Raw genomic sequence first — 22,595 nt, forward strand, 5'->3', positions numbered from 1 at the left:
GCTCGACCTTCTCCCTGCTGTACATGCGAACCTCCAGTCCGGACCGCCCCGCGGTCCAACTTTCTGTCCGCACCCCCCTTTAGCTGCATAAACAGTCCCTATTTCACCGCAACTTAGGTGGGGTTAGCGGGTGGGGTGCCAGACGTGGAGGGCGCCGGCGAGGATGTCGACCTCGATGCGCGAGGCGACAACGGGCTCGCCGTCGGCCTGAATGGGGTAGTCGGGCTCCTCAAAGGTAAGCTCGGCATGGCGACAGCGGCGCATGCGAACCGGTGGCAGCTTGGTATGGTGGCCATCTTTGGCCGAAAGGAACGTGGGAAGCGCGACCGCGCGCGGAACGGGGCCGCAGGCGTAGCAGACGTCGAGTATGCCGTCGCACGGGTCGGCGTTGGGACAGATGCGATAGCCCGAACCATAGGTGGGTCCCAGCTGGATGGCCATGATAATCGCCCGCACGCGCTCGGCGGGCGCGCCATCAAAGCTGATGGTCATGGGGTAGTTGCGATAGCGTAGGCCAAACTGCTCAAGTCCCGAGAGAGTGTAGAGCGGAGCGCCCGTCAAGCCCGTCTTTTTGCGCAGCTTGGTGGTGCCCAGGCCGATGGCGGCATCGATGCCGACCGAAAGTGTCTGGTCGTAGTACTCAACGGTAGCCTCGCCGCTGCCGCTCGCAGGGCTCCACGAGCGAATGCGCCCGATGTCCTGACGCTGCAGCTCGCAGGTGAGCAGCGCGCCAAAATCCTTGCCGGAGAAATCGTCGATGCCGAGCGTTTGGGCAAAATCGTTGCCGGAGCCCACGGGCAGGACGGCAAGGGCGGGGCGGGTGCCCTCCTCTTGCGTCATAAGCCCGTTGACGACCTCGTGAATCACGCCGTCGCCGCCAAGGGCGATAACGGTGCGATAGCCCTGAGCCTGTGCGGCCAGCTCCTTGGCGTGTCCCATGCGCTCGGTCAGCACCAGGTCAAACTGGGATGCGCGCGCGGTCATATCCAAAAAGCGTTGCAGGCGCTCGGCAACTTCGCGCGCCGCACCCGACTGGGCGGCTGGGTTGGCGATGATGAGCGTGCGGGCAAAATCAGTTGCATGCATGGGGCGACTCCCGGCGTATGACGTGACGGTGCGGTCGCGCTCAGGTCGAATTGCCCCCGATTGTGGCTGCACGGCGAATACTAACGTCTACTCTATCAGGTCGTTGTGGCGCTCGATGGCATCCGCTACCGTACCGCCCTCATCCACAATAAGCGAACGGCGCTTGGGTGAGATGATGCGCTGGGCGGGGTACACGCCGCGGTGACCGGCGGTTAGGTAGCTGATAAAGGCCACGATGACAAAGAACCCGGCTGCCGTGCCGTGGAACAGGTCGATGGCCATCATACAGGTGGTGATGGGCACGTTAAGGCCGGCGCAGAACACACCGAGCATGCCCAGCGCTGCCAGAAAGCTGGGATCGATTCCGACGAGGCAACCTATCCAGCCGCCGAGCGCCGCACCGATGCCAAACAGGGGCGTGACCTCGCCGCCTTGGAAGCCCGCGCCCAGGGTAAGCGCTGTGACGAACAACTTGATGGCTGCGTCCGCCAGGGTGGTGTTGCCGGCAAATCCGGCGCCGGAAAGCCACGTGGAAAGGCCGGCGTAGTTCCAGGCGTCGAGGAGGGCATAGGCGGCCAAAACCACGAGTGCGCCGATGAGTGCGCGAACGAGGTAATTGGTGATAAAGCGACCGTACAGGCTCTTGACGGTTCGAACTGACCAGGCAAAGAGGCGTGCCGTCAGACCGAAGATAATGGCACTGATAACAACGATGACAACCGTCCGTGGTGTCATGTTGGGAACGCTGGCGATAACATTCGCCTCGTACTCGGTTCCCAAGGCAAGCGACGTAAAGTAGCCGGTAAACGAAGCGACCAGGCAGTAGATGCCCGCGGTGTAGTCGATCTTGCCGATGAAGCACATCTCCATGCCAAAGAAAGCCCCGGCAAGGGGCGAGCCGAACACGGCGCCAAAGGCCGACGAGATGCCGGCGAGCATGAGGTCGTGGTGGTCATGCTTTTTGAGGTGGGCGAGGCTCGAGATGTTGCTGGCGATGGTGCCGCCAATCTGCACCGCAGCTCCCTCGCGACCGGCCGAGCCGCCGGTGAGGTGCGTGAGCGTGGAGCAGACGAAGGTGAGGATGGCCATGCGCATATGGATGAGGCGTGTGCCCAGAGCGGAGTCGATGACCAGGTTGTTGCCACGCTTGGCGGCGAGACCGTGGTTTTTGTACACCCATGCGGTGGCAACGCCCACAACGGGAAGCAGCGCGTAAATCCACGCATGGTGCTCGCGATAGTCGGTCGCGATATTTAATGAGGCCAAAAACGCCCAAGCGGCAACGCCCATGGCGAGCGAGACGGTGACGACGAGTACGAGCAACTTAGTGCTCGCTAGTAGGTTGCGGGCGTTGCGGCGCGTGTCGGCAGCCAAGAGATGCTCGGAGCGGGTAAGTTGATGCCTGCCTGCCGTGATGACGTCATTAAGGGGGAAAAAACCGCCGTCGTCGAGCGGCTGGAAATGATCCTGCGCTTTGTTTGCGCTTTCGGGTTTGTCGTTATGAGCCATACGTTCCTCTTTTAGGTTGCAACGCAAGCAATTATAAAACGCGGTAAACGCGACGAGCCGGTGGGTTGGTTTCCATTCTGTTTCGCGGCCTGCAACCGACAGGTGTATTTGCGGGTACAGGCCGAGTCGCGGTCGTGCGTCGGGGGATTATACTGAGACAAGCATAAAGAATTGGCGCCCCTGTTGTGCGCCGTGGCATTAAGAGGTGCATATGGCAGAGAAACTCATACCGTTGGAGGATGCGCAGTCGATTGTTTTGTCGCACGTTGCTCCGACGGATCTCATCGAGATTCCCGTGTGGCAGGCGGCTGGTTTTCCCTTGGCCGAGGACGCGGTGGCCGATATCGACATCTCGCCGTTTGCCAACAGCGCTATGGACGGATATGCCGTGCGCTCGGCGGACTTGGCGCAGGCATCTGGCGAGGCGCCGGTGACGCTCGACGTTATCGGACACGAGGCCGCGGGCCATGTGTTTGAGGGCGCAATCGGCGCGGGCGAGACGGTCCGCATCATGACGGGCGCGCCGGTACCCGAAGGTGCCGATGCCGTGGTGAAGTATGAGATCGTTGATGTGCTCGACGGTGACGGCAACGAGGGCTCGCGTGTGAGGTTCTCGGCGCCGGCCAAGGTGGGGGAGAACGTTCGCTCGGCTGCTGAGGAAGCTCATGCCGGCGACGTCGTGATGCGCGCCGGCGAGGTTGTGGCTCCGGCGGGCGCCGGCCTGCTGGCGAGCGCCGGGTATGCGAACGTGAAGGTGCATGCCGCTCCGCGCGTGGGCATTATCTCGCTGGGCACGGAGCTGGTCGCGCCGGGTGAGCTGCCGGCGCGCGGGCAGATTCGCGATTCCAACTCGTCGGCGTTGATGGCCGAAGCACTCGATGCCGGCGCGGAGCCCGTGTTCTACGGCATTGCGCCCGATGATGAGCAAGCGATCGCCGAGCTGGTGCATCGTGCCGTGCAGGAGTGCGACTTTGTCATTACGAGCGGTGGCGCCTCGGCGGGCGATTACGACTATGTGACGGCGCTCGTCCGGCGTGAGGGCGAGGTGCTGTTTGACCGCATCTCGATGCGTCCGGGCAAGGCCATCACGTTTGGCTTGCTCGGGGGTAAGCCCTACCTGGGGCTTTCGGGCAACCCGGCCGCGGCGTATGTGGGCTTTGAGATGCTTGCCCGTCCGGCGATTCGCAAGATGCGCGGCTTTGCCGAGGGTGCGCGTCCCGTGCAGCAGGCGACGCTAGCGCATAGCGTGAAAAAGCGACAGCATCGCCGCTTCTTCGATCGCGCCACGGTTTTGCGCGACCCCGAGACCGGTGAGTTGTTGGTGACCGAGGCCAAGACGCAGAATTCGGCGCTGCTTGGAACCATGCAGCGTGCGAACTGCCTGTTGCGTATTCACGAAGGACCGTGCGACCTTGCGGCGGGCGACGTCGTGGATGTCGTGCGTGTCGACCTGCCTGAGGGCACGGTGCTATAGGAGGAATGCTATGGAGTTGAAGATTTCGATTGTGACGTGCTCGGATACGCGCGATCTTGCCCAGGACGAGGCGGGTGCTGCGCTCGAGGAGCTTATCGTGGCACAGGGCTGGACGGTCGCCTCGCATGTGGTCGTGCGTGACGACGTCAGCGAGATCGGTGATGCCATTGCGGAAGCCGCCGATGAGTGCCACGCCAATGTCGTGCTCACCTGCGGCGGTACGGGGCTTTCGATGCGCGACGTAACACCCGAGGCGACGCGTGCCGTCTGTGACCGCGATGTGCCGGGTATTGCCGAGGCAATCCGTGCGTATTCGATGACCAAGACGCGCCGCGCTATGCTCTCGCGCGCTATTTGCATGCAACGAGGTCATACACTTGTCGTAAACTTTCCCGGTTCTACGAAGGCCGCCCGCGAAAGCTGGGAGGCCATAGCAGACCAGCTGGAGCATGCGGCTCAGATGACAGCGGGCGGCGGACATACCAACTAAGCGGTTTACCTGCGGCGGGGCGACCTGAACGGCCGCTCCGCCTTTGTTTTCCGCCGAAGCGACGCCGAGGTGCACGGCAACTCGAAACTATATTCTCTAGCGAGAATAATTTCTCATTATCATTATTTGCGCGGAAGTATAATCTAGTAACAGAATAAAGCCTGCGGCGGGGTGCCCGGGCATAGCGTTCGAAAGGGTTGAATATGTTCGATATGGTTTCACGCCGCGGTTTCGTCTCGCTTTCTGCTGCCGCCGGCCTTGGCCTTGCCGGTTGCTCGGGCAAAAAGACGTCCGAGCCCGCTGGTTCCGATGCCGGCTCCGCCAAGTCTTTCTCTAAGAAGAAGGCTGTCGAGCTGCAGGTCTTTGCCGCCAACTCGCTCGAGAAGGCTCTGCCCGAGGTTCAGGAGCTTTACACCGACCAGACCGGCACCACCTTTGCCGACACGCAGTTTAAGGCGTCTGGCGACCTTGTCGAGCAGATGCGCGCCGGTGCCGCCGTCGACGTGCTCATCACCGCTTCCAAGGGTACCATGGACGACGCCGAGGCCGCCGAGCTCGTCGACGCCGACACGCGTGAGGACATGTTCGTCAACGATCTCGTGATCATTCGCGCCGAGGGCTCCGACACCAAGGTCGAGGCCATCGCCGACGTCGCGAACCTGGACGGTAAGATCGCCATTGGCGACGCCAAGACCGTCCCCGCCGGCAAGTACGCCAACCAGGCGCTGGCTTCCGCGGGCCTCTACACCGGCACCGAGGGCGACGACGGCGAGTATGCGCCCGAGATCGCCGAAAAGGTGGCCCTGGCCGACAAAGTTGGTACCGCCGCCGCCTATGTGTCCACGGGCGACTGCGTGGCCGGCTTTGTCTACAGCTCCGATATCTTCCGCTACGACGGCATCGAGGAGGCCTTTGTGTGTCCCGAGGATTCGCACAAGCCCATCGTGTATCCGGGTGCCGTTGCCGAGAGCTCTGAGCACGCCGACGAAGCCAAGGCGTTCATCGACTTCTGTCTGTCCAACAGGAAGGCTCAGAAGATTTGGGCTAAGTACGGCTTTGAGCTTTCCGCGTAGTGCGGCTTGGCGCGATAATTCCATCGTTTTGTGTCTCACTCCGTCCTTATATTCGCTTGGAGCTTTTCGTGCTTAATAGATTCCGCATGCTTGTCGCCTGTGCTTTGACCTTCGCGCTTTGCTGGGTGCCGGGATTTGCGTTTGCTGGGGACGCTGAGCACGGGGCCCAGGTTGCTGCGACCGCTCATGGGCTTTCCTATGGGATCGAAGGTTTTGAGCGGTTGGCCAAGGGGACCGCTCGTGCCATGGAGGGCCAGCCTGAGGGCTACCGGTTTCCCGTTGACGAGGACGTGGACCTTGTAGTGGCGCCTGCCGCCGATCGCGTTGTGGTGTGGATATCGCCCAAGGCGGTCGAGAAGTATGGGTTGGATCCGCAGGACAACGAGTGCGTATCGGGTCTCAAGGCCCTCGTCTGTGAGCTCGACAGCGCAAACTGTATGGGAGGTGCGCAGCTAGGGGACGTGGATCTTCCTTGGTATGTCACGGCGGAAACAACGTTTGATGCCGGCGGGTATACCTATGGCTTTGACGAGCGCGGTGCGGATGGGGGCCGCTATGTGGTGATTGCATCAGCCTCGGGTGATGCCAAAGGCGGCGCGCGTTGGCTTGATAGCGCTCAAATGGTAGAAGCATCGTCTGTCGTGTTGCGGGATGAGCAGGGGCCCTTGACCTCTCTGGCCTCCTTATTGGGCGGCATCGACTACCGACCGTTTTGGGTGTCCATTAAAACGAGCGGCCTTGCCCTGCTGATCTCCTTTGCGCTGGGCCTGTTTGCCGCGTGGAAGACCATGGGCACCTCGAGTCGCATCAAGGGCCTGCTCGACTCGGTCTTTACCATCCCCATGGTGTTGCCGCCCACGGTCTGCGGCTTTCTGCTCCTTATGCTGTTTGGCCGCTCGACCGGGGTGGGCCAGTGGCTTATCGCGCACGGCGTCTCGATTGTCTTTACGTGGCCGGCGGCGGTGATCTCTGCCGTGGTGGTATCGTTTCCCCTGGTCTACCGTACGGCGCTCGGCGCCTTTGAGAGCCTCGACACGCAAATGCTCGATGCGGCGCGCACGCTGGGCTGGTCCGAGCGACGCATCTTCACCAAACTCATGATGCCGCTCGGCTGGCCCTCGATTGCCGCCGGCACGGTGCTCGCCTTTGCCCGCGCCATGGGCGAGTTTGGCTGCACCCTGTTCTTTGCGGGCAACTATGCCGGTATTACGCAGACCATTCCCATTGCGATTTACTTTGAATGGATGGGCGGCAATACGTCGGTGGCCCTCTTTTGGGTCGTGGTCGTAATAGCGTTCAGCTTCCTAGTCATCCTGTTCATCAACATGTACACGGCGCATTCGCAAAAATACCGCGAGCGTGGCCTTTCCCGTGCGGAACGTAAGCAGGCCAAAGATCTCGCCGGACAGGGCGATTCACTCGACCCGGCGGGCGGTGATGCCTTGCGTATCGATCGCGAGGCACTGGCCGAGCTCATGCGCGATGAGCCCGCTATGCAGGGAGGTCGATAGGCCATGTCACTCGTTCTGGACATAAAAAAGCGCTATCCGGGGTTTATGCTCGATATGCAGCTTGAGGCCGGCGAGGAGCGTGTGGCGCTGCTTGGTGCCTCGGGCTGCGGCAAGAGCTGCACGCTGCGCTGCATTGCCGGCGTGGAGACGCCCGACGAGGGCAAGATCGTCGTCAACGGCGTGACCTTTTTTGACTCGGCGGCTGGCATCAACCTGTCACCCCAGGAGCGAAAATGCGCCCTGTTGTTTCAAAACTATCAGCTGTTTCCCAACATGACGGTGGCCGATAACGTATGCGCCGGTGTAAAGGATGCTGGCGACGCCGCCGCGCGCAAAAAGCTCGCCGAGCGCTATTTGGGCATTTTCGGTCTGGCCGATTTTGTCGATCGCTACCCCGCGCGACTCTCGGGCGGGCAGCAGCAACGCGTGGCGCTTGCCCGTATGGTGGCGGCGCATCCGGGCATTTTTATGTTCGACGAGCCCATGAGCGCGCTCGATGCGTATCTCAAGAGCGCGCTTGAGCAAAACATGCTCGACCTGTTCGATGTATGCAACCGCACCGTGCTCTACGTGAGCCACGACATCGACGAAGCGTGCCGCCTGTGCCAGCGCATCTGCGTGATGCACGACGGGCATGTTGAGGAGATCGGCTCCGTCGAGGACGTGGTCCGCCGTCCGCAGACGCTGGCGGCGCTGCGCCTGACGGGCTGCAAGAACACAAGCCGGGCGCGCAAGATCGGGTCTCAGGAAGTTGAAGCCCTGGACTGGGGCATGACCTTTAACGTGGGCCATGAGGTTCCCGATAACGTGACGTACCTCGGTATTCGTGCGAGCTACTTCCATGTTGACAATCGCGCTGAGCGCGGTCGCAACAGCTACGATTTGCACGTGGCCCGTGTGAGCGATTCGCGCTTTGAGCGGCTGGTGCTGCTGGACGTGCCGCGTGCTGATGCGCCCACGCGTCTGCAGTGGAAGGTGAATAAGGTGAGTGTACCCGTGGAAGAGCTGCCGCAGGCGGGTGAGACTCTGCGCATGCATTTTGATGCAAGCAGGATTCATCTCGTTTGCCGATAATGCGGGTGCGATGCGGTCGAGGAGGTAGTCCTCGACCGCTTTGTTTTCACTTCGCCGTTCGCCGATTTCTACATGACTAAACCTTATCAGTCTGATAATTAATTATCAGACAGCGAGATGCTCACATCCCAACGTTGTCGTACGCGTGTCGACGGTGTTCGTCTTGACGACAACCGTTGATATAGTTACCTTCGACGAGAAAAGGAGGGCGCGCCGATGCTGCAGAAGACATATTCGCGTCGCGTTGCCGCGCGCGCCCTGTATATGGCTCGGAGCCGCATATGAGCAGGTATGTTCACGGCTCCGGGAGAGACGACGCACAACTAAATAATCGACCGCAAAGCGGGTTCCCCAAAATTCCGGGTTTGAGCACGGCTGGGTTTTCGCCATCCACCGTGCAGAAATACCGTAGCTATTCATTTTTGGTTCGAGAGGGGAACCGTCATGGCTGAAGAATTTGATTTCCATCCGATGTGGGAGAGCCTCGGCATGAATCTTGCCGACCACGACATGCTGCTGGGCGCTGTGGGCCAGATGTACGGCGATATGTTCCTGACGCAGAACAATCGCCCCAAGTCCACGTCCTACCTGGATTTTGTCGCCACCAACATCCACAGCGGCCGTATTAAGGAGATGCTCGACAAGAAGGAGGCCGGCGAGGCCACCAAGATCGTCGGTTCGTTCTGTGTGTACGTGCCCGAGGAGATCGTACTTGCCTGTGACGGCATTCCCGTTGGTCTGTGCTCGGGTGCCGACTGGGCGACCGACAAGGTCGAGGAGCATCTGCCGCGCAACACCTGCCCGCTCATCAAGAGCTTTGCCGGCTTTAAGCTGGGCGAGGTCTGCCCCTACATTGAGTCGAGTGACTTGGTGGTAGGCGAGAACACCTGCGATGGCAAGAAGAAGGCCTACGAGTTCTTTGCCACGCAAAAGAACATGTACGTCATGGATATTCCCAACGTGCACGACGAGTCGACGCTCGTGACCTGGAAGGCCGAGGTTAAAAAGCTTGCCGCCAAGATCGAGGAAGAGTGCGGCGTCACGATTACGCCTGAGCGCCTGAAGGCTGCCATCCACGCCGTCAACGAGAAGCGTCGCGCCCTGCAGCGTCTGGCTGCGACCCGCGCTGCCGATCCGGCGCCCATCAGCGGTCTCGACAGCCTGCTGACCGTTCAGGCCGCCTTTATGGATGACACGCCGCGTCTGACCGGCGCCATCAACGAAATGGCGGCTGAGTGCGAGCAGCGCGTTGAGGCCGGCGAGGGTGTGGCGCCCAAGGGCACCAAGCGCATCCTGTACACCGGTACGCCCATGGCCGTGCCCAACTGGAAGCTGTTCAACCTCATCGAGAAGGCCGGCGGCGTCGTGGTGGGCGAGGAGTCCTGCACGGGCTCGCGCTACTACAAGGACCTGGTCGACGAGTCCGGTGAGACGGTTGACGAGATGCTCGACGCCATCGCCGAGCGCTACTTTAAGATCAACTGCGCCGTCTTTACGCCCAACGACCAGCGTATGAAGGACATTGTCCAGATGGCCAAGGACCTGCATGCCGACGGCATCGTCGACGTGGCCTTGCAGTTCTGCACGCTCTACGAGATGGAGTCGTTTGCCGTGGAGAAGGCCGCCGAAGAGGCCGGCATCCCGTTTATGCACATCACGACCGACTACGCCGGCGAGGATGCAGGCCAACTGCAAACCAGGATTGAGGCTTTCTTGGAAACCATTTAGGGCTATCCGGTCCAGCGGCTTCCCCAAGCACCCGATCTTGCCGTTCAAACCATCGCTTGCATACCAAAGTACGCGGCGCTCCTCTTTCACGGCAACCTCGGGCACCTGGGAAAGCCGTTTCCTTGGTTGGTTAAAAGGTTTGTTAAGGAGTTATATGTCGGAAAATATTGAGCAGCCGTTGCCGTCCACGTTTGAGGAGTTCAACGAGCAACGCAAGGCGGCGTTTATTCGCGTCAAGGATTATAAGCAGGCGGGTAATCGCCTGGTCGGTTTTCTGTGCAGCTACACGCCGCTCGAGATTATCGATGCCGCGGGGGCTGCGAGCGTGGCGCTGTGCGGCACGTCCGACGAGGTGATTCCCGAGGCCGAGAAGGTGCTGCCGGCAAACCTGTGCCCGCTCATCAAGTCTACGTATGGTTTTGCCTATTCGCAAAAGTGCCCGTTTACGTACTTTAGCGACATGATCATCGGTGAGACCACCTGCGACGGCAAGAAGAAGATGTACGAGCTACTCAACGAGCTCAAGCGCACGCACATTCTGCATCTTCCGCAGGGTCGCGATCGCGCCTACGAGCGTGAAGGCTGGTACGAGGAGTGCTGCCTGCTCAAGGAGGAGCTCGAGAACTTCTACGGCATCACGATTACCGACGATGACCTGCGCGCTGCCGTCCGTCGTCGCAACCGCTTGCGTGCGGCCCAGCTCGAGATGTTTGCGCTGCAGGCCAACCAGCCGGCGGCCATGAGCGGCGTCGACCTGATGAGCACCATGTTTGCCGGCACGTTCAGCTTTGATATCGAGGCCTATGCGCAGCAGCTGGAGCAAAAGATTGTCAAGCTGCGCGAGGCCTACGACGCGGGCGAGCGCCCGGTCGCGGCGGATGCCAAGCGCATTCTGATCACCGGCTGCCCAGTGGGTGGCGTAATCAACAAGATCGGTCGCACCATCGAGTCCAACGGCGGTGTGGTCGTGTGCATGGACGACTGCTCGGGTGAGCGCACGGCGGCCATGATGATCGACCCGGAGGCTCCCGACATCCTGCGCGCCATCGCCGACCGCTACCTGGATATCAACTGCTCGGTCATGACGCCCAACGACGGTCGTATGGAAAACACACTGACCATGTGCGAGAAGTATCATGTCGATGGCGTGGTCGAAAACGTGCTCCAAGCCTGCCACACCTTTAACGTGGAGAGTGCGCGCATGCAGGAGGCTGTCGAGGGTGCGGGTATTCCGTATATGAAGATCGAGACCGATTACAGCAACGGCGACATGGGTCAGATCGAGACGCGCATCGCCGCCTTCATCGAAACCCTCTAGCTTCCTCAGGCACCGGATCTTGCTCCTCAAACCGTCGCTTGCGTACCCAAAGTACGCTGCGCTCCTCTTTCGGGGCAATCTCCGGCACCTGAGAAACCTAGAGCTAAGGCGCCTGAACGCGCCACTGTCTTTGATGTTTAGATTGGGAGAGAGCCATGATAGGGATCGGGATCGATATCGGGTCTACGGCGGCTAAGGCTGCTGTGGTCGATGGGGAGGGTTCGGTGGCGTGGACGTGCGTGCAGCCAACCGGGTTCTCCTCGGTCGATGCTTCCGAGCGGCTGCGCGAGGCACTGGAAGCGGCCGGCTATGACGTGACGGCCGAAGATGCTCGCGTGGTCGCGACCGGCTACGGTCGTGTCGCCGTGCCCTATGCGCACAAGGTCGTGACCGAGATCACCTGCCACGGCACCGGTGCCGTGCGCCTGTTTGGCGATCACGGCACGGTGATCGACGTGGGCGGTCAGGACACCAAGGTCATTCAGCTTAAAAGTGGCCGCGTGGCCAAGTTTGCCATGAACGACAAGTGCGCCGCCGGCACGGGGCGCTTTTTGGAGATCATGGCCGATCGCCTGGGCATTTCCCAGCAGCAGATGGCCGACCTGGCGCGTTCCGGCGAGCCCACCAAGATCAGCAGCATGTGCACGGTGTTTGCCGAAAGCGAGGTCATCAGCCTGATCGGTCGCGGTGAGCCGCGCGAGAACATTGCGCGTGGCGTGATCGACAGCGTGGTCTCGCGCGTGGCGACCATGGCCGGGCAGGCCGCGGGCGCCCCGTACTACCTGACCGGTGGCCTGTGCGAGAACGCCTTCGTGGTGGAGCGGTTGGGCGAGCTGCTGGGGTCGCCGGTGACCACCTCGCCCCAGGCTCGCTTTGCCGGTGCCATCGGCGCGGCGATTCGCGCACAGGCGCTCAATTAATGCATCCGCCGCAGGCTCGCATTCATGCGTATACTGGGAGAAAATGATTGACCGATGAGAGGAGGTATCGATGGCTGACGATCAGATTAAGCTCACGTCTATGACTGCCGCGAGCGGTTGAGCCGCTAAGTTGGCTCCTGGAGCCCTCGCCCAGGTCCTGGGCGATTTACCCAATGTGCATAACGACAACTTGCTCGTGGGGTTCGATACCTCCGACGATGCGAGCGTCTTTCGCGTTGGCGATAACTTGGGTCTCGTGCAGTCCATCGACTTCTTCCCACCGATGGTCGACGACCCGTTTTTGTTTGGCCAGATCGCCGCGGCAAACTCGCTGTCGGACATCTACGCCATGGGCGGGCGGCCGAGCCATGCCATGAACTTGCTGTGCATCCCGAGCTGTCTGGGCGTTGAGGTTGCCGGTCAGATTCTGGCGGGCGGCGCCGACAAGTGCGTCGAGGCGGGTTGCTCCATCGCGGGCGGTCACACCATCAACGACGACGAGCCCAAGTACGGCCTGTCCGTGAGCGGGTTTGTCGCGCTCGACCGCATGCTCGCCAACAGCGGCGCGCGCGTGGGCGATGCGTTACTGCTGACCAAGGCGGTTGGCTCGGGCATCATCACCACGGCCATTAAGGGCGAGCTCATCGAGCAGGACGAGGCCGCAGCCATGTTTGACTCGATGCGCACCCTCAACGAGGCTCCGATTCGTCTGGCCGAGGGACTTGAGCTTCACGGCTGCACCGACATCACGGGCTTTGGCCTGATCGGGCATGCGTGCGAGATGGCCGAGGGCTCGGGCGTGCAGATTGAGCTTGCGTCGGGGGCGGTGCCGCTCTTTGACCAGGTGCTCGACATGGCGCGTTTGGGCATTATCCCCGCGGGCTCCTACCGCAACCAGGACTTCTTTGGCCCGCGCGTGACGGCCGACGAGGACCTTGAGCCGGGCATGCTCGACGCGCTGTACGACCCGCAGACGTCTGGTGGCCTGCTTATCGCGGCACCTGCTGCCGATGTGGATGAGCTTGCGCGCCGTCTGCATGCCGAAGGACGTATTGCCGCCGTCGTCGGTCGCGTGTGCGAGTCGGTGCCAGGCGGTCCTGCCGTCCACGTTGTTCGCTAGCCCGCACGTTTATGTAACTGTTTACCGTTCTCTAGAACGGTTCTTTCGAAAGGAAAAGCTATGTCTACCAAAATTGAAGTCAATGCCATGGGCGATGCCTGCCCGCTGCCCGTCGTCAAGACGCTCAAAGCCCTGAAGCAGCTCGATGGCGAGGGCGCCGTCGTGACCTCGGTCGATAATGAGACCGCCGTCAAGAACATTTCCAAGATGGCGCAGGAGAAAGGCTGCACGGCCTCGGTCGAGAAGGTTTCTGACGCCGAGTGGCACGTGACCGTGGCGACCTCTGGCGCCGTTGCCGTGGCCGATCCCGAGCAGGATGGCGCTGCCTTCTGTGATGCCAGCGCCGGCAAGGGCAAGCTCGTCATTTCCGTCTACACCGACTGCATGGGCCGTGGCGACGACGAGCTGGGCCACAAGCTCATGAAGGCGTTTATCTTTGCCGTGACGCAGCAGGAGGAGCTGCCCGCGACCATGCTGTTCTACAACGGCGGCGCCAAGCTCACCGTCGAGGGCTCGCCGGTGCTCGACGACCTGAAGGGTCTGGCCGAGCAGGGTGTCGAGATTCTCACCTGCGGTACCTGCCTCGATCACTATGGCATTAAGGACCAGCTCGCGGTGGGCGAGGTCACGAATATGTACGTGATTGTGGAGAAGATGGAGCAGGCCGTGCGCGTCGTGCGCCCGTAGCGTATTGGTTGGAGTTGCCATGAGGGAGAAGCGCCCGGCGCTTGTCATCACGTTTCCCACCACGGCGGCCGCCATGGGCTGCGAGTCCCTGTGCATTGAGCGCGGTCTTCCCGGGCGAACGATTCCCGTACCCGGGGAGGTCGCTGCCGGCTGCGGTCTGGCGTGGAAGGCGTTGCCTGCCGATGAGGAACTGCTGCGCGGCGAACTCGCCGCGGCGGGCGTTCCCACCGAGGACTTTACGGTGATTGATATGTGGGAGGTCGTGCGATGATCTACCTGGATAACGCGGCGACGACCATGCACAAGCCGCAGACGGTCATCGATGCCGTGACGCAGGCGATGTGCTCGCTCGGCAATGCCGGACGCGGCGCCACGTCGGGTGCCCTCGATGCCGCTCGTACGATTCACGGTTGCCGCGCCAAGCTCGCGCGCCTTTTGGGTTGCCCGAGGGCGGACCATGTGTGCTTTACGCCCAACTCTACGGCGGCGCTCAACACCGCCATCAACGGGGTGGTGTGCCCCGGCGACCGTGTGGTCACGACGGTGCTCGAGCACAACTCCGTGCTACGTCCGCTTAACCGCCTGGCGGTAGAGCGGGGCGTGACCGTTGAGCATGCGGGCTGCGATGCGAGCGGCGCGCTCGACTACGACGAGCTCGAGCGGCTGGTGACGCCTGACACGCGTGCCGTAGTGGTGACGCACGCCTCCAATGTGACCGGCAATGAGGTCGACATTGCGCGCGTGGCCGCCATGGCCCATGCGGCCGGCGCGCTGGTGATCGTCGATGCCTCGCAGTCTGCCGGCACGGCGCATATCGATATGCAGGCCATGGGGCTCGACGTGGTGTGCTTTACTGGCCACAAGGGACTCATGGGTCCGCAGGGGACCGGCGGGCTGGCCGTGGCGGAGGGCATTGACGTGTGGCCGTGGGCCATGGGCGGCACGGGCGTGCACAGCTTCGATGCGCTGCAGCCGCTTGAGTGGCCCACGCGCCTTGAGGCGGGCACGCTCAACGGCCACGGCATCGCGGGCCTTTCCGCAGGCCTCGACTTTATCGAGGCCCAAGGCGGAGTCGAGGCGATCGCGGCACACGAGCGAGCACTGGCGGATCGCTTTCTCGCTGGCGTGCGCGAAATCCCGGAGATCAAGCTCTACGGTGCGTTTGATCAGCCCGTGCGCTCGGCGATCGTCTCACTCAACGTGGGCGATATCGATTCGGCCGAGATCTCGGACGCGCTCATGCAAGGGTGGGGGATTGCCACGCGCCCCGGTGCCCATTGCGCTCCGCTCATGCACCGCGCGCTCGGGACCGAACGCCAGGGTGTCGTTCGCTTCTCGTTTGGGTATTTCAACACGGACAAGGAAGTCGACACCGCGATTGACGCTTTGCGCGATTTAGCCTGCTAGAGCGTATATACTTGCGGGACGGGTGTTTTTGCCCGTCCCGTTTTTGTTTCGACCCGAAAGGTGTGCCTATGGCCTCATCCGCCCCGCGCGGCCTGCGCTCCGACCATGTCGTTACCGTCGGCATTGCGCTGTTCTCGATGCTCTTTGGCGCCGGTAACCTCATCATTCCGCCGTTGCTGGCACTTCAGGCCGGTACCGCCACGCCACTTGCCATGATTGGCTTTTTGATTGCTGCCATCGGCCTGCCTGTTATGGGCTTTATCGCCGTAGCGCTCGCCGGAACGGCGCGTGAGCTTGCCGGCCGCGTGCACCCCAAGTTCGGTGAGTTCTTTGTCGCGGCGGTGTATCTGGCCATCGGCCCGTGCCTGGCTATTCCGCGCACGAGCTCCACGGCCTTCGAGATGCTGGTGCCGCTGCTGCCCGAGGGCGTCTCGCTCGGTACGGCTCGCCTGGTGTTTGCCGTTAGCTTCTTTGTCGTCGCGTTTGCGCTCACGCTGCGCCCGGGTGTCATCACACGCGTGCTCGGCCGCATTACGGGCCCCGCGCTCATTGCGCTCATTGTGCTGGTCGTGGGTGCTGCCGTGATTTCGCCGCTGGGACCGGCTGCCGCGCCTCAGGCTCCTTACGATGCAGGCGCCGCCGTGCAGGGCTTTCTGACTGGCTATCAGACCATGGACCTGCTCGCGTCGCTCGCCTTCGGCATCATCATCGCCGAGACCATCCACGAGTTGGGTGTTACCGATGACAATCGCGTGGCCTTTGAGATTTCGCGCTCCGGTGTGATCGCCGGCGCACTCATGGCCGTCATCTACTGCGGTCTGGCGCTTGCCGGCATGCAGCTCGGCACGGTTATGCCCGATGTCACCAACGGCGCCGCCATCCTCGCCCGTTCGGCCTCTATGCACTTTGGTCTTGTCGGCACGGTCGTGGTCTTTGCGATTTTCTTCCTCGCCTGCATGAACGTGTGCATCGGCCTCATCAGCTGCTGCTCGCGCTACTTCTGCGAGACGTATGTGGTCGAAGGGGGAGCGGAGGCCTCCGAGGAGGCCATGCGCCGTCCCTTTGCGGTTCTCGCCTTTGTGTTCGCGGCGTTTTCGTGCGTGCTTTCCAACGTGGGCCTCGACGTGATTCTTATGTTCTCGGTGCCCATGCTCAACGCCTTGTATCCCGTTGCCATCGTGCTGGTACTGATGGGCCTGGTGCACGGCTTTTGCGACGCTCATCCGCAGGTGTGGGTCTGGGTCGGCGGTGTTGTCGCGGTGCAGAGCGTAATCACTTCGATCCGCGATGCGTTCTTTGCTGGCGCGTGGCTACCGTTCGATGCGTTGCCGCTGGCAGATATCGGTGCTGCGTGGGCGCCGGTTGCTGTGGTGGCGTTTGTGATTGGTCTGGTTCATAGCAAGTTTGTCGCTCATTCGAGGAGCTAGGGTTTCTGCGCTTGCACGGGCGGGGAGTCTCCCCTATAATTTCCTTCGCTTTGGGACACGCAAGGTTTAGACCTTAGCTGCTCAACACCTTCGGGACGTGGCGCAGTTTGGTAGCGCGCCTGCTTTGGGAGCAGGATGTCGCAGGTTCAAATCCTGTCGTCCCGACCATATCTTGCGGGCGTAGTTCAATGGTAGAATCCCAGCCTTCCAAGCTGATGACGCGGGTTCGATTCCCGTCGCCCGCTCCATAGGATATCTTTAACGGCTTTGGCTCCTTTTGGTGCCAGAGCCGTTTTCATATACATGCCGGGGACCCCACATCCCCTCCTAAGTTGCGGTGAAATACGGACTGTTTTTCGGCTTTTATGGCCCATGTAGTCCGTATTTCACCGCAACTATTTGTAAGGTTGGATTTTGATGCCGTTGGGAGGATCGTAGCGACCGTCTACCGAGAGTGGAAATATTTTTTGAAGCTCTGACCTGCGACGTCAAGCTTTTGGTCAGCTTTTGGCAAGGCCTGCGGACGGAAGCATGCGATAGCGTAATGGTATTCTCTCCGCCGTGATGGTTATGGGGTTGGCCATGCTCGATAAAGGCAAACATTTTCCGCAGTCCTATGCAAGGATGCTATTCTCGGCCGTTGGAATTCATCAAGATGGACAGCTGCTTATAACAATTGATCCTTGGGATGAACGCCGTGCGCGCGAGCTTATGCAGGAAGAGCTCATGCTTCGTCTTTACAACCATGTGTATGCGGATCCGGTCTATTGGAATAATCTTGGGGTTGAAGATCGTATCTTTCAGCTGGCATCCGCTATTGCGGTCGTTGAACCGGATGCTGTGTTTTGCGGAGCGACAGCAGCGCTGCTCTACGGCATCGGCTCGGCGTATACGCTTCTGGATAAAGTGCAAGTGCTGCTGCCACGGTCTACAAGGCGTGATACGTATGAGTTCGTTGAATACAAGCGCTGGCGCCCGGGCGAAGTGTGGCGGCTTGGTCTGTTTACACTGACGGATCCGTGTCGAACGGTTGTTGATATCGCGCGATCGAGCGCCTTTCGCTATGCGCTGGGTTATGTCGATGGCTTGGCCCGTGAGTACGATGTCGAACGCGAAGAGCTGCGAGCATATGCGCAGGCAAATTGTCGAGGGCTGCATGGCATCGCGCGTGCTTTTGACGTTTTTGAGTATATGGACGGCAGGTCAGACAATGGCGGCGAGTCTGAGGCGAGAGCAGCGATGATTCTCGCTGGGGTTGCCGCGCCCGAGCTTCAAGTTGAGATAACGCGACCGGGAAACGCTGGCTATTATCTAGCAGATTATGGCTGGCAGATGCCAGACGGCTCATGGACGCTGGCAGAGCTGCATGGGCTAGGCAAGTTTGAAGACGAGGCTCAAAATGATCCAGAGCGGGCGGCGGCAAAAACGTATCGAGCGGCCCTCATGCGCGACGCGAACCTTCGCGCCATGGGCCACAACGTCATTCATTTCAAACTCTCGGACACCTACGACGTAGAATCGTTCGGTGCCATGATGCGCGGTTACAGCATTCCGACAATAAAACCCTACGCCGACTCCCGATAGCGAAATCGTTCGCGGTCCACCTTCAATAAGTTGCGGTGAAATACGGACTGTTGTGGCCTTTAAAGGCATAAATCAGTCCGTATTTCACCGCAACTTAGGTGGGGATGGGTTTATCTGCGGGGGCGGTGGCGGAGCTTGTCGATGGTGGAGTCGGTACTTCGGCTGCGGGCTTCGGCGGCGCGGTCGCGGGCGTCGGCGGCGGTTTGGCGCTGGCGGCGGTAGTCGATCATGCCTTGGATGATGGGCTTGCCAAAGCTCACGACATCATCGTTGTAGATGGCGGTTCGGGCTGCGAGGAGGCAGTCGGAAAAGTCCATATGGGTCTTGCCAAAGAGTTTGACGGCAAGGGCGACAACGGTGGGCTCGTCGACCATTACGTCATCGAGCAGCCTTTTCATGGCCGTAGCAATCTCAACGCGGGGAACCTTATAGACGTCGCGCAGCGTGACCACGACGCGCGTGATAATCTCGGGGTAGACGCGAGCGGTGCGCGTGGCGATGACCTTGGCGGCGCGCGGTGACAGAACTTCGTCGTCGTCAAGCAGGTAGCGTAGGATGACGGTCTCGTCGATGATGGTGCTACTCATGGATATCTACTTCCTCGGGACCCAAAATCGAATCGTCGCATTCTGTAGCAAGGTACTCAATCCAGGCATTGCGCTCCTCGGAGCGGCGATTGGGGTCCCCATATGCTTTGAGCAGTCCATAGGCGGACATGCCGTCCTTGGAGCGCACGGCGACCGGCTGAAAGGGGAGCTTGCGCATCAAAATACTCTGCGCGACAAATAGACGGACAGCCTCGGCGAGCGATGTGCCCATGGCGTCGTAGAGGCGCTCGGCATGCTGTTTGTCCTCTTCGCGAATGCGCACCTGCAGGATGGCTCGTTTTTGCGTCGATGACATCACTGGCCCCCTTAATGAGCGTGCAATATGAATGGTCAATTACAACATTGGCTAATAATAGCCAATGTTGTAACCACTGCTTTATTGCACTCAAGTAAATGAGCGCGAAATATATATCAAACGTATTACATCCTTTATAAACGAGCGTGAAATCTCCCTTGGATGTACGCGTGTAATACACTCACCTTTATAGCTTCTAGAGAATAATTCCAACCTGCCAAAACCCCTGCAATACACCCGTATTGCAGGGCCTATGCTCACGGTTACCCCCTGCAACTGCGTATATTCAATCTGTATATCGTTGGAGGAATTCTATCGAAGCGCCTGTTTCGCCGCATGCGCTCGATACGCCGATGCCGGGCCACGGGCGGTCCGGGGCAACGTCGACAGGGTCTCTCCGGCATGGGATTCAGGAGGGAGTGAACAACATGGGCAATAAACGAGTCGTGGCTGATTCTTCACGCTGCATTGGGTGCCAAACCTGTATGGCGGCGTGCATCGAGGCGCACGATATTCCCGGCAACATCGCCGCACCTCGCTTGCGCGTAACGCGCACCTACGAGATTTCCGCGCCGGTGGCATGTCACCACTGCGAGGACGCTCCGTGCGCCAAGGCCTGCCCTACGGGCGCCTTGTTCTTTGATCCAAAGAACCATCGCATCGGCGTCAACGAGGACAACTGCATCGGTTGCAAGAGCTGCGTCATGGCATGCCCCTTTGGCGCCGTGAGCGTGGCGACCACGCAGGTCCCCGTCTTGATGGGTGACGTGCGCGTGGGTTCGCAGACTAAGAGCTTCGTGCTCAAGTGCGACCTGTGCGTGGACCGTCCCGGCGGTCCGGCGTGTGCCGAGGCGTGTCCGACCAAGGGCCTCACCCTGGTAGACGAGGAGCGTTTGGCGGAACTGACTGCCGAGCGTGCCCGCGCCACCATCGAAAACGAGGCGTAAGCGTCGGGCGACAGGCCCAATGATTGTCAAATAAGTACCGAGTATTCGGTAGCAGAGAAAGGAAGGAGGGTGTCATGGAGAAGCATAAAGTGATTTGCCCGTACTGCGGCGCCGGTTGCCAGTTTAACCTCTTGGTCCAAAACGGCCAGGTTGTGGGTACCGAACCGCTCAACGGCATCACCAACCAGAGCGAGCTGTGCCTTAAGGGCATGAGCGGTTACGACTTCATCAACGACACCAAGATCTTGACTCCTCGCGTACTGCACCCGATGATCCGTCGCACTAAGGGCGCGGATCTTGAGCGCGTAAGCTGGGACGAGGCACTGGATTTCACCGCATCTAAGATGCAGGCCATAATTGACGAATATGGTCCTAACGCTGTCATGACCACCGGCTCTTCGCGAGGCGGCGGCAATGAGGCGAACTACGTCATGCAGAAGTTTACGCGTGCGTGCATCGGCACCCACAGCGTGGACAACTGCGCCCGTACTTGACACGGCCCTACTGTCCTCGGTCTGATGGACACGGTTGGTTCAGGTTGCATGTCATGCTCCATCCCCGGTATGGAGGATGCGGGCTGCATTTTCCTCTTCGGCTATAACCCTGCCGATTCGCACCCCATCGTCGCAAGGCGTATCGTGCGAGCCAAAGAAAAGGGTTGCAAGATCATCGTCGCCGACCCGCGCCATATCGAAACCGCGCGTATCGCCGATCTCTACCTTCCGATCAAGAACGGTTGCAACGTCGCGTTCCTCAACGCCTTTGCCAACTGCTTGGTCAACGATGGCCTCTACGACAAGGAATTCGTCGCCGAGCACACGAACGGCTTTGACGAGTGGTGGGAGACCATCAAGAACTACACTCCCGAATCCGTACAGGACATCACGGGTGTTGAGCCCGCGTTGATCCACCAAGCTGCCGAGATGTACGCCACGGCGAAGCCCTCTGCCATCATTGGCTGGGGCATGGGCGTATGCCAGCAGAAGCAGAACCTGAAGACGGTGCACACCATCGCCTCCATCGCCTGCGTTGCCGGCCAAATCGGCAAACCCAATTCTGGCCTCGCGCCCGTGCGTGGCCAGAATAACGTCCAGGGCTCCTGCGATATGGGCATGCTGCCCAACCTGTACCCTGGCTACCAGAAAGTCACCGACCCGGCTGTGCGCGCCAAGTTTGCAAAGGCTTGGGGCGTGCCCGAGGAAAAGCTCCCGCTCGAGGAGGGCTACAAGCTCACCGACCTGGGCCACCTGGTCGACGAGGGCAAGGTGCACTGCTTCTACAACTACGGCGAGGACCCGGTGCAGACCGAGCCCGATTCGGCCGGTATGCGCAAGACGCTCTCCGAGCTGGATCTGTTCATTTGCCAGGACATCTTTATGACGCAGACGACCATGCTCGCCGACGTCATCCTGCCTGCCACCTCTTGGGGCGAGCACGAGGGTGTCTTTACCGCATCCGACCGTAGCTTCCAGCACTTTGACGCGGCCGTTCCGCCCAAGGGCGAGTGCCGTCACGACTGGGAGATCTTCGCGGACCTGTCCACGCGCATGGGTTACCCCATGCACTACGACAACACCGAGCAGATTTGGAACGAGTGCATTAGCCTGTGCCCCAACTTTGTGGGCGCGACCTACGAGAAGATGGCTCCCGAGGGCGGTTACGCCCAGTGGCCGGTCAAGAGCACCGATGTGAACGACCACGGTACGCCCGACATGTTCGCCGGTGGCAAGTTCACCACCAAGGACGGCCGCGCCAACCTGATGGCGCACGACTGGGAGGCGCCCTCCGAGCTTCCCGATGATGAGTACCCGCTCATCCTGTGCACCGTCCGCGAGGTCGGTCACTACAGCTGCCGCTCGATGACCGGCAACTGCAAGACGCTGGCGCTGCTTGCCGACGAGCCCGGCTTCGTTCGCATGAACCCTGCTGACGCGAAGGCCCGCGGCATCAAGAACGGCGACATCGTGAGCATCCACTCCCGCCGCGGCCAGGTTTACAGCCGCGCGGACGTGTCCGACCGTATCAACAAGGGCACGGTCTATATGACCTACCAGTGGTGGATCGGCAAGTGCAACGAGCTGACCATGCACAAGGTCGACCCGGTCTCGCACACGCCCGAGGACAAGTTCTCTGCCTGCCAGGTCGACGCCATCGCCGACCAGGTGTGGGCCGAGGGCGAGGTGGAGCGTCAGTACACCGAGCTCAAGCAGGCTCTGGTGGACGCTGCCGCTCCCCAGGACGTTGAGCCCGGCGCCGCCAAGTTCGACGACGAGACGCACGTGAACCAAATCGTGTAGTCCCGTTCTCGTTGGCTTTTTGGGCCGGGCGTCCAAGCGC

20 protein-coding genes, 2 tRNA genes and 1 pseudogene are annotated in these 22,595 nt (G+C 60.8%); 19 read left to right on the top strand and 4 right to left on the bottom strand.

All coding sequences use genetic code 11. The annotated features are described in order from the left end of the window. Positions 1-123: 123 nt before the first annotated feature. Both AB5767_RS05980 and AB5767_RS05985 read right to left on the bottom strand, forming a co-directional pair. A complete protein-coding gene (locus AB5767_RS05980; RefSeq protein ID WP_368132314.1) occupies positions 124-1,086 on the bottom strand; it encodes a diacylglycerol/lipid kinase family protein in 963 nt (320 codons plus the stop codon). A gap of 87 nt (positions 1,087-1,173) precedes the next feature. Next, on the bottom strand, positions 1,174-2,595 hold the full coding sequence (locus AB5767_RS05985; RefSeq protein ID WP_368132315.1) for a chloride channel protein: 1,422 nt from the start codon (positions 2,593-2,595) through the stop codon (positions 1,174-1,176). 211 nt (positions 2,596-2,806) lie between these two features. On the opposite strand from AB5767_RS05985, the gene AB5767_RS05990 reads away from it, so the two are divergent. The 16 genes from AB5767_RS05990 to AB5767_RS06065 all read left to right on the top strand — a co-directional run bounded on the left by AB5767_RS05990 (position 2,807) and on the right by AB5767_RS06065 (position 18,408). Further along, entirely contained in the window at positions 2,807-4,069 is a 1,263-nt protein-coding gene (locus AB5767_RS05990) for a molybdopterin molybdotransferase MoeA (protein WP_368132316.1), read from the top strand. 10 nt (positions 4,070-4,079) lie between these two features. Then, positions 4,080-4,559, top strand: coding sequence for a MogA/MoaB family molybdenum cofactor biosynthesis protein (locus tag AB5767_RS05995; RefSeq protein WP_035138021.1), 480 nt, complete (start codon positions 4,080-4,082; stop codon positions 4,557-4,559). A gap of 203 nt (positions 4,560-4,762) precedes the next feature. After that, complete coding sequence (gene modA, locus AB5767_RS06000; RefSeq protein WP_368132317.1) at positions 4,763-5,632, top strand: molybdate ABC transporter substrate-binding protein; 870 nt, start codon at positions 4,763-4,765, stop codon at positions 5,630-5,632. Between the two features lie 68 nt (positions 5,633-5,700). Next, a complete protein-coding gene (modB, locus tag AB5767_RS06005) occupies positions 5,701-7,143 on the top strand; it encodes a molybdate ABC transporter permease subunit (protein ID WP_368132318.1) in 1,443 nt (480 codons plus the stop codon). Positions 7,144-7,146: 3 nt separating this feature from the next. After that, on the top strand, positions 7,147-8,217 hold the full coding sequence (locus AB5767_RS06010; RefSeq protein ID WP_138374455.1) for a sulfate/molybdate ABC transporter ATP-binding protein: 1,071 nt from the start codon (positions 7,147-7,149) through the stop codon (positions 8,215-8,217). 444 nt (positions 8,218-8,661) lie between these two features. Next, positions 8,662-9,945, top strand: coding sequence for a double-cubane-cluster-containing anaerobic reductase (locus AB5767_RS06015; RefSeq protein ID WP_195544610.1), 1,284 nt, complete (start codon positions 8,662-8,664; stop codon positions 9,943-9,945). Between the two features lie 154 nt (positions 9,946-10,099). Next, positions 10,100-11,263, top strand: a complete 1,164-nt coding sequence (locus AB5767_RS06020; protein WP_368132319.1) for a double-cubane-cluster-containing anaerobic reductase — start codon at positions 10,100-10,102, stop codon at positions 11,261-11,263. 155 nt (positions 11,264-11,418) lie between these two features. After that, positions 11,419-12,183 (top strand): acyl-CoA dehydratase activase, encoded by a 765-nt coding sequence (locus AB5767_RS06025; RefSeq protein ID WP_368132320.1) that lies wholly within the window; start codon positions 11,419-11,421, stop codon positions 12,181-12,183. Positions 12,184-12,253: 70 nt separating this feature from the next. Further along, positions 12,254-13,303 carry a selenide, water dikinase SelD gene (gene selD, locus AB5767_RS06030; protein ID WP_082421864.1) on the top strand — a complete coding sequence of 350 codons (1,050 nt, stop codon included), beginning with the start codon at positions 12,254-12,256 and terminating at the stop codon, positions 13,301-13,303. Positions 13,304-13,363: 60 nt separating this feature from the next. Then, the gene (yedF, locus tag AB5767_RS06035) at positions 13,364-13,990 is read left to right on the top strand and encodes a sulfurtransferase-like selenium metabolism protein YedF (RefSeq protein WP_055286145.1); all 627 of its coding nucleotides are present in this window, start codon (positions 13,364-13,366) and stop codon (positions 13,988-13,990) included. A gap of 19 nt (positions 13,991-14,009) precedes the next feature. Beyond that, positions 14,010-14,261: a putative Se/S carrier protein gene (locus AB5767_RS06040; RefSeq protein ID WP_055286147.1), complete on the top strand. Its 252-nt coding sequence runs from the start codon at positions 14,010-14,012 to the stop codon at positions 14,259-14,261. Further along, positions 14,258-15,397, top strand: coding sequence for an aminotransferase class V-fold PLP-dependent enzyme (locus tag AB5767_RS06045; RefSeq protein ID WP_368132321.1), 1,140 nt, complete (start codon positions 14,258-14,260; stop codon positions 15,395-15,397). The genes AB5767_RS06040 and AB5767_RS06045 overlap by 4 nt, the downstream gene beginning before the upstream one ends. A 68-nt stretch (positions 15,398-15,465) precedes the next feature. Continuing rightward, positions 15,466-16,824 (top strand): branched-chain amino acid transport system II carrier protein, encoded by a 1,359-nt coding sequence (gene brnQ / locus AB5767_RS06050; protein ID WP_368132322.1) that lies wholly within the window; start codon positions 15,466-15,468, stop codon positions 16,822-16,824. Between the two features lie 91 nt (positions 16,825-16,915). Continuing rightward, positions 16,916-16,992, top strand: a tRNA-Pro gene (locus AB5767_RS06055). A 6-nt stretch (positions 16,993-16,998) separates the two neighbouring features. Further along, positions 16,999-17,072: transfer RNA gene (locus tag AB5767_RS06060), tRNA-Gly, on the top strand. A 334-nt stretch (positions 17,073-17,406) separates the two neighbouring features. Next, positions 17,407-18,408 (top strand): hypothetical protein, encoded by a 1,002-nt coding sequence (locus AB5767_RS06065; RefSeq protein ID WP_195919480.1) that lies wholly within the window; start codon positions 17,407-17,409, stop codon positions 18,406-18,408. Between the two features lie 110 nt (positions 18,409-18,518). Here AB5767_RS06065 and AB5767_RS06070 read toward each other — a convergent pair whose 3' ends face one another. Both AB5767_RS06070 and AB5767_RS06075 read right to left on the bottom strand, forming a co-directional pair. After that, positions 18,519-18,995: a type II toxin-antitoxin system VapC family toxin gene (locus tag AB5767_RS06070; RefSeq protein WP_368132097.1), complete on the bottom strand. Its 477-nt coding sequence runs from the start codon at positions 18,993-18,995 to the stop codon at positions 18,519-18,521. Continuing rightward, positions 18,988-19,311, bottom strand: coding sequence for a type II toxin-antitoxin system RelB/DinJ family antitoxin (locus AB5767_RS06075; protein WP_368132098.1), 324 nt, complete (start codon positions 19,309-19,311; stop codon positions 18,988-18,990). The genes AB5767_RS06070 and AB5767_RS06075 overlap by 8 nt, the downstream gene beginning before the upstream one ends. A 428-nt stretch (positions 19,312-19,739) precedes the next feature. On the opposite strand from AB5767_RS06075, the gene AB5767_RS06080 reads away from it, so the two are divergent. The 3 genes and pseudogenes from AB5767_RS06080 (at position 19,740) to fdhF (ending at position 22,555) form a co-directional block, all read left to right on the top strand. Next, complete coding sequence (locus AB5767_RS06080) at positions 19,740-20,258, top strand: 4Fe-4S dicluster domain-containing protein (RefSeq protein WP_022095206.1); 519 nt, start codon at positions 19,740-19,742, stop codon at positions 20,256-20,258. 74 nt (positions 20,259-20,332) lie between these two features. Next, positions 20,333-20,482 (top strand): annotated as a pseudogene (locus AB5767_RS10025) (hypothetical protein); the annotation flags it as partial. Beyond that, entirely contained in the window at positions 20,468-22,555 is a 2,088-nt protein-coding gene (gene fdhF / locus AB5767_RS06085; protein WP_497197807.1) for a formate dehydrogenase subunit alpha, read from the top strand. The pseudogene AB5767_RS10025 and the gene fdhF, both read left to right, overlap by 15 nt. The last annotated feature ends 40 nt before the right edge of the window (positions 22,556-22,595 follow it).

The sequence above is a fragment of the Collinsella aerofaciens genome, assembly GCF_040926265.1.
In the GTDB taxonomy this organism is placed as follows: Bacteria; Actinomycetota; Coriobacteriia; order Coriobacteriales; family Coriobacteriaceae; genus Collinsella; species Collinsella aerofaciens_BB.